Source organism: Burkholderia sp. APQ4-4ca (assembly GCF_057837105.1).
On the sequence record NZ_JBYQCG010000239.1, the window covers coordinates 30,320 to 37,574 of the forward strand.

General features: G+C 66.5%; 9 protein-coding genes. 7 read left to right on the forward strand and 2 right to left on the reverse strand.

Features of this window, described 5'->3' with window-relative positions; all coding sequences use genetic code 11:
• The 5 genes from AC3IFE_RS31020 to AC3IFE_RS31040 form a co-directional block, all read left to right on the forward strand.
• Positions 1-448 (forward strand): SRPBCC family protein (locus AC3IFE_RS31020; RefSeq protein ID WP_489194084.1); only part of this gene is annotated, 448 nt, incomplete at its 5' end.
• A gap of 14 nt (positions 449-462) precedes the next feature.
• Complete coding sequence (gene andAd, locus AC3IFE_RS31025; RefSeq protein WP_011548235.1) at positions 463-939, forward strand: anthranilate 1,2-dioxygenase small subunit AndAd; 477 nt, start codon at positions 463-465, stop codon at positions 937-939.
• Positions 940-974: 35 nt separating this feature from the next.
• Complete coding sequence (gene andAb, locus AC3IFE_RS31030; protein WP_301738525.1) at positions 975-1,301, forward strand: anthranilate 1,2-dioxygenase ferredoxin subunit AndAb; 327 nt, start codon at positions 975-977, stop codon at positions 1,299-1,301.
• On the forward strand, positions 1,291-2,511 hold the full coding sequence (gene andAa, locus AC3IFE_RS31035; protein WP_489194087.1) for an anthranilate 1,2-dioxygenase system ferredoxin--NAD(+) reductase: 1,221 nt from the start codon (positions 1,291-1,293) through the stop codon (positions 2,509-2,511). The genes andAb and andAa overlap by 11 nt, the downstream gene beginning before the upstream one ends.
• Positions 2,512-2,698: 187 nt before the next feature.
• Positions 2,699-3,985 carry a DUF445 domain-containing protein gene (locus AC3IFE_RS31040; protein WP_489194089.1) on the forward strand — a complete coding sequence of 429 codons (1,287 nt, stop codon included), beginning with the start codon at positions 2,699-2,701 and terminating at the stop codon, positions 3,983-3,985.
• Positions 3,986-4,033: 48 nt separating this feature from the next.
• On the opposite strand, the gene AC3IFE_RS31045 is transcribed toward AC3IFE_RS31040, so the two are convergent.
• Both AC3IFE_RS31045 and AC3IFE_RS31050 read right to left on the reverse strand, forming a co-directional pair.
• Positions 4,034-4,333: an addiction module antidote protein gene (locus AC3IFE_RS31045; RefSeq protein ID WP_050017389.1), complete on the reverse strand. Its 300-nt coding sequence runs from the start codon at positions 4,331-4,333 to the stop codon at positions 4,034-4,036.
• A 3-nt stretch (positions 4,334-4,336) separates the two neighbouring features.
• A complete protein-coding gene (locus AC3IFE_RS31050; protein WP_489194091.1) occupies positions 4,337-4,675 on the reverse strand; it encodes a type II toxin-antitoxin system RelE/ParE family toxin in 339 nt (112 codons plus the stop codon).
• Positions 4,676-5,052: 377 nt separating this feature from the next.
• On the opposite strand from AC3IFE_RS31050, the gene AC3IFE_RS31055 reads away from it, so the two are divergent.
• Positions 5,053-6,693, forward strand: coding sequence for an acetolactate synthase large subunit (locus AC3IFE_RS31055; RefSeq protein WP_301738528.1), 1,641 nt, complete (start codon positions 5,053-5,055; stop codon positions 6,691-6,693).
• 28 nt (positions 6,694-6,721) lie between these two features.
• On the forward strand, positions 6,722-7,255 hold a 534-nt coding region (locus AC3IFE_RS31060; protein ID WP_489194094.1), incomplete at its 3' end, for an aldehyde dehydrogenase family protein.

The window sequence follows — 7,255 nt, forward strand, 5'->3', positions numbered from 1 at the left end:
TCGCTCGTTCGACGAGGGTTTTCATCTGGAAGACGAATCGATCCTCGATCTCGTATCGGAATACGACGAGGACTGCACGAACCATATCCAGCCGATCTTCCCGCAGCTCGTGATCCAGCAGATCCACAACACGCTGGTCGCGCGGCAGATTTTGCCGAAGGGGCCGGACAACTTCGAGCTGATCTTCCACTTCTTCGGTTACGCGGACGACACGCCCGAGCTGCGCGCGCTGCGCATCAAGCAGGCGAACCTGGTCGGGCCGGCCGGCTACATCTCGATGGAGGACACCGAAGCGACCGAGCTCGTGCAGCGCGGCACGGTGCGCGATGCGGATGCGACGTCGGTGATCGAGATGTCGCGCGGCAATCCGGATCAACAGGACACGGTGATCACCGAGAGCCTGATCCGCAAGTTCTGGGTCGGCTACCAGGAACTGATGGGCTATTGAGGCGGGAGCAAAAAATGACGGAAGACATGAAGACGTGGTTCGAGATTTACATGCTCCAGAACCGCTACATCGGGCACCTCGACAACGACCGGCTCGAACACTGGCCGGAGATGTTCACCGAGGATTGCACGTACGAAATCGTGCCGAAGGAGAACGCCGATCTCGGGCTGCCGGTCGGGATCGTCCACTGCACGAACCAGCGGATGCTGCGCGACCGCGTGGTGTCGCTGCGGCACGCGAACATCTACGAGGAGCACACTTACCGGCACATGACGTCGGGCCTGACGATCGTCGCCGAACGCGACGGCGAGTTCGATACCGAGAGCAACTACGTGGTCGTGCAGACGCGCAGCAACGGCGAATCGAACGTGTACCAGGCCGGCAAGTACTACGACACGGTCGTGCGCACGCCCGACGGCTGGCGCTACAAAACCAAGCGCGTGATCTACGACACGTCGCGCGTGCAGACGCTGCTCGCGACGCCGATCTGACCGCTCCGACCGATCTGACGAAGCAAGGAATCGACATGACTGAAGCAACGCTGGCCGAGTGGCATCCGCTCGGCGCTTTCGACGAATTCTCCGAAGACGAACCGGCGGCGCGCGTCGCCGGCCAGAAGCCGATCGCCGTGTTCCGGATCGGCGACGAACTGTTCGCGATGCACGACCTGTGTTCGCATGGTCATGCGCGCTTGTCCGAAGGCTATGTGGAGGACGGCTGCGTCGAATGCCCGCTGCACCAGGGGCTGATCGACATTCGCACCGGCGCGCCGAAATGCGCGCCGATCACCGAGCCGGTGCGGGTCTATCCGATCCGGATCGTCGACGGGCAGGTGGAAGTCAATGTCGGCTGACCCGTTCGTGATCGTCGGCGCCGGCCACGCGGCGCGGCGCACGGCCGAGGCGCTGCGCGAGCGCGACGCCGTTGCGCGCATCGTGATGATCGGCGCGGAGCGCGAGTTGCCGTACGACCGGCCGGCGCTGTCGAAGGACGCGCTGTTGAGCGATGGCGGCGAGCAGCGCGCGTTCATTCGCGATGCCGCATGGTACGACGCGCAGCGCGTCGAATTGCGGCTCGGCACGCGCGTCGATGCGATCGAGCGCGACGCACGGCGGGTGCGGCTCGACGACGGTGCGACGTTGCCGTACGCGAAGCTCGTGCTCGCGACGGGCTCGCGCGTGCGCACGTTCGGCGGGGCGATCGACGAAGGTGTCGCCGTGCACTACGTCCGCACGGTCGACGATGCGCGTGCGTTGCGTGCGCAACTCGCGCCGGGGCGCCGCGTGGCGGTGCTCGGCGGCGGCTTCATCGGCCTCGAGGTCGCGGCGGCGGCGCGCCAGCTCGGCTGCGACGTGACGGTGATCGACCCGGCGCCGCGGTTGCTGCAGCGCGCGTTGCCGGAAGTGGTCGGCGCGTATGCGCGGCAATTGCACGATGCGCGCGGCGTGAATTTTCAGATGGCGACGCTGCCGCGCGCGATCCGCCGCGCGCCGGGCGGCGGCGCAGTCGTCGAGACCGAGCGCGGCGACGTGCCGGCCGACGTCGTCGTGGTCGGCATCGGCGTGGTGCCCAACGTCGAGCTGGCGCACGCGGCCGGGCTCGACGTCGACAACGGGATACGCGTCGATGCGGGCTGTCGCACGGCCGACGCCGCGATCTTCGCGGCGGGCGAGGTGACGATGCACTTCAATCCGCTGCTCGGGCGGCATGTGCGGATCGAATCGTGGCAGGTGGCCGAAAACCAGCCGGCCGTCGCGGCCGCGAACCTGCTCGGCGCCGACGAGCGCTATGCCGAGCTGCCGTGGCTGTGGTCCGATCAGTACGACTGCAACCTGCAGATGCTCGGGTTGTTCGGCGGCGAACGCACGATCGTCGTGCGCGGCGATCCGGCGAGCGGGCCGTTCGCGGTGTTCGGGCTCGGCGACGACGGGAAGATCGTCGCGGTGGCCGCGGCGAACCTCGGGCGCGACATCGGCGCATCGCGGCGGCTGATCGCTGCGGGGGCCGTGCCCGATCCGGTGAAGCTGGCCGATCCGGCAGTCAATCTGAAGACGTTCCTCTGACGCGGTGCGCGAGCGCGGTCCGCATGGCCGTGTTCGCGTTGGCGCTCGGGGCCCGGTGCCGGCGCGGATGGCCGGACATGCAGGAAGTCCGTTTTGGACAACGTGGCCGGCGCGCGCAATGCGCGCGGGTTTGTCGCGGGCCGGCGATCGGTGCATATTAGCGGCATTGCCGTTTCACCGGTTGCCCATGACGCCAGACAAAGCCCTCGAACTGAAACGAAGCAAGCGCCGTGCGCTGTGGCTGCTGCTGGCGGCCGTCGCGGTGTTCGTTACCACCATCCTGCTGCCGCGTGGCCCGTGGGTCGACGGCTGCAAGGCGGTGGCCGAAGCCGCGATGGTCGGCGCACTCGCCGACTGGTTCGCGGTCGTCGCGCTGTTCCGCCGCGTGCCGATCCCGTTCGTGTCGCGCCACACCGAGATCATCCCGAGGAACAAGGACAAGATCGCCGACAACCTCGCGGCGTTCGTGCGCGAGAAGTTCCTCGGCCCCGACGCGCTCGCCGCGCAGATCCGCCAGCACGACCCCGCGCAGAAACTCGGCGCGTGGCTCGGCGAGCCGGCGAACACCGACGCGCTCGGCGGCTACGTGACGAAGCTGATGAGTTTCGCGCTCGACATGACCGACGACGCGCGGATCCAGTCGTTCGTCCACGATGCGTTTCGCGCGGTGATCGACCGGGTCGACCTGTCGCAATCGGCCGGCGCGATTCTCGACACGCTGACGAAGGACGGCCGCCACCAGGCGCTGCTCGACGACGCGATCGAACAGGTGGTCGACGTGCTCGACAAGGAAGAGAACCGCGAGGTGATCGCGGGCTTCATCGTCGAATGGCTGAAGACGCAATACCCGAAGGTCGAGAAGATCATGCCGACGCAGTGGTTCGGCGAAAACGGCGCGCGGATGCTCGCGAGCGCGGTGAGCCGCGTGCTGGAGGGCGTCGCGGCCGACCCCGAGCACGAGCTGCGGCAACGCTTCGACCGGACGGTCATGCGGCTGACCGAACGGCTGAAGCACGACCCGGCGTTCATCGAGAAGGGCGAGGAGATCAAGCGCTATATCCGCGACGGCGATGCGTTCAACGACTACGTGCGCGATTTGTGGGACCAGTTGCGCGCGTGGCTGAAGGCCGATCTCGCGCGCCCCGATTCGGCGCTGCACCGGCAGGCCGCGACGCTCGGCGGCTGGCTCGGCGCACGGCTCGCCGAGAGCCCGGCGCTGCGTGCGTCGCTGAACGAGCACGTCGAGAAGGCCGTGCACGAGATGGCGCCCGATTTCGCCGATTTCCTGATGCGTCACATTCGCGACACGGTGCGCAACTGGGATGCGCGCGAGATGTCGCGACAGATCGAGCTGAACATCGGCAAGGATCTGCAAACCATCCGCATCAACGGCACGCTGGTCGGCGGGCTGATCGGGCTCGGGTTGTATCTGGTGTCGCTCGCGCCGCGCTCGGCGGCCGGATGGCTGCACTGACGCGGGCACGCGCGTTGCGCCCGTGGCGCGCTGCGGTGCGCCGCCGGGTTACGCGGCTGCCTTGGCGCCGTGCAATTGCAGGCCGAGCGCCTTGATGACTTTCAGGATCGTGCCGAAGCTCGGATTGCCGTCGTGCGACAGCGCCTTGTACAGCCCTTCGCGCGACAGGCCCGCATCGCGCGCGACCTGCGACATGCCGCGTGCGCGGGCGATCACGCCGAGCGCGTGCGCGATGAAGGCCGGATCGTCGCCGCCCTCCTGCAGGCATGCGTCGAAGTACTCGGCCATGTCGTCTTCGGTTTTCAGGTGTTCGGCCGAATCCCACGGCCGCGTGTTGATCTTGTCCATCGATCACTCCATGTCGAGGTGCGCGAGCATTGCGTGCGCGGCGCGTATGTCGGCTCGTTGCGTCGATTTATCGCCGCCGCAGAGCAGGATGACCCATATCGTTCCGCGCCTCACGTAGTAGACGCGATAGCCGGGGCCGTGGTCGATACGCATTTCGACGACGGGAGCGCCGGCGGATTTCCAGTCGCCCGTATTGCCCATCGACAGGCGGTCGATGCGCGCCTGGATGCGGCGCTTGGCGAGGCGATCGGGCAGGCCGGCAAACCAGGCGTCGAAGACGTCGGTGGTCCGGATGCTGAACGTGGGTGCACTGTAGGGCACGGATTGCAGGATGTAAACCATGGTTCACATGTTCGAGGAAAGGAATCGGTTGCGCCTACGGTAGCGCCGCGCGCGTCGTTCCGGGTCGAATTGGCCGTCAGGCCGATGCTGCCGCGCGGCCGGAGCCGGCCATCCGGTCGAATTCGGAATTCCGCGAATCCGTCTACAATCAAAAACGTCTTTGCCGTCCGTGCGTGCTCGCCGCGCGCGGACGAGTCCGTTCGTCCTCCGGCATCCGGAGGCGCCGCCGCGCATCACGCACCGAGCATCGCGTGTCGCACGGCGAGCAGTGCCGTGGTCTGTGTCCGGTAGGTAAGGCGTCCGCGTGCCGTAGGCCGGCGCGCGTCCTGAACGCCGCGTGTCCGTAGGCCGGGCAGGCGGCATAACCGAGAGTCCCCATGAAAGCATCGGATCTGTTCGTGAAGGCGCTGGAAGCCGAAGGCGTCGAGTACGTGTTCGGCATTCCCGGCGAGGAAAACCTCGATCTGCTCGAATCGCTGCGGCGATCGAAGATCAAGCTCGTGCTGACCCGGCACGAGCAGGCGGCCGGGTTCATGGCCGCCACCTACGGCCGCCTCACGGGCCGTACCGGCGTGTGTCTCGCGACGCTCGGGCCGGGCGCGACGAACTTCGTGACGGCCGCCGCGTATGCGCAGCTCGGCGGGATGCCGATGCTGATGATCACCGGGCAGAAGCCGATCAAGTCCAGCAAGCAGGGCCACTTCCAGATCGTCGACGTGGTCGACATGATGCAGCCGCTCACGAAGTTCACGCGGCAGATCGTGTCGATCGGCAACATCCCGTCGGCCGTGCGCGAGGCGTTCCGCCGCGCGGAGGAGGAGCGCCCGGGCGCCGCGCACCTCGAACTGCCGGAAGACATCGCGCACGAGGAGGGCGACGGCAAGCCGATCCCGCGCAGTTACAGCCGGCGGCCGGTGGCGGAGGAGAAGGCGGTCGCGCATGCGGTCGACGCGATCCAGGCCGCCCGCCATCCGCTGTTGATGATCGGCGCGGGCGGCAACCGCAAGACCACCTGCAAGATGCTGCTCGAATTCGTCGACAAGACGGGCATCCCGTTCTTCACGACGCAGATGGGCAAGGGCGTGATCGACGAGACGCACCCGCTGTGGCTCGGCAACGCGACGCTGTCCGACGGCGACTTCGTGCACCGCGCGATCGAGCACGCGGATTGCATCATCAACGTCGGCCACGACGTGATCGAGAAGCCGCCGTTCTTCATGCGCACCGACGACAAGACCGTGATCCACGTGAACTTCCTCGGCGCGCAAGTCGATCCCGTCTATTTCCCGCAGATCGAGGTGGTCGGCGACATCGCGAACGCGGTGTGGCAGATGAAGGAAGCGGTGGCCCCGCAATCGCACTGGGATTTCGAGCGCTTCCGGATGATCAAGGAGCATTTCGACGCGCATCTGCAGAAAGGGCAGCACGACGCGCGCTTTCCGATGTATCCGGTGCGGATCGTCAACGACCTGTACAACGCGTTGCCGGTGGACGGCATCGTCTGTCTCGACAACGGGATGTACAAGATCTGGTTCGCGCGCTACTGGCGCGCGCACGAGCCGAACTCGCTGCTGCTCGACAACGCGCTCGCGTCGATGGGCGCCGGCCTGCCGTCGGCGATCGCGACGAAGATCGTGCATCCGCAGCGCAAGGTGATCGCCGTGTGCGGCGACGGCGGTTTCATGATGAATTCGCAGGAACTCGAAACGGCCGTGCGGCTGAAGCTCGACATCGTCGTGATGATCCTGCGCGACGACGCGTTCGGGATGATCCGCTGGAAGCAGGAGAACATGAATTTTCCCGATTTCGCGATGACGCTGCAAAACCCGGATTTCGTGTCGTACGCGCAAAGCTATGGCGCGCACGGGCACCGCGTCGAGTCGGCCGACGATCTCGAGCCGCTGCTGCGCGAGTGCTTCTCGTCGCCGGGCGTGCACGTGATCGACGTGCCGATCGACTATTCGGACAACGAGCGCGTGCTGAACCGCGAGATCAAGCGCCTGTCGGCGCAACTTTGAATTCCCGTTCACAGGAAGGAGTCGTTCCATGTTGAAGGAAACCTATCCGTATTACCTCGCCAACGAAGCCGTCTACGCGAACACCGATCTGGAGGTGACCGACAAGTTCAGCGGCAAGGTCGCCACGCGCGTCGCGCTGGCCGACGCGAAGGCGATCGATGCGGCGATCGCCGCGGCCGTCGACGCCACCAAGCCGATGCGCGAGATGCCGGCCTACAAGCGGCAGGCCGTGCTCGATCATTGCGTCGCGCGGTTTCGCGAGCGTTTCGACGAGCTGGCCGAGGCGCTGTGCATCGAGGCCGGCAAGCCGATCAACGATTCGAAGGGCGAAGTCACGCGGCTGATCGATACGTTCCGCGTCGCGTCCGAGGAATCGGTGCGCATCGACGGCGAGATCGTCAACCTCGAGATCTCCGCGCGAGCGCAGGGCTACACGGGCTACACGAAGCGCGTGCCGATCGGCCCGTGCTCGTTCATCTCGCCGTTCAACTTCCCGCTGAACCTCGCCGCGCACAAGGTCGCGCCCGCGCTCGCGGCCGGCTGTCCATTCGTGCTGAAGCCC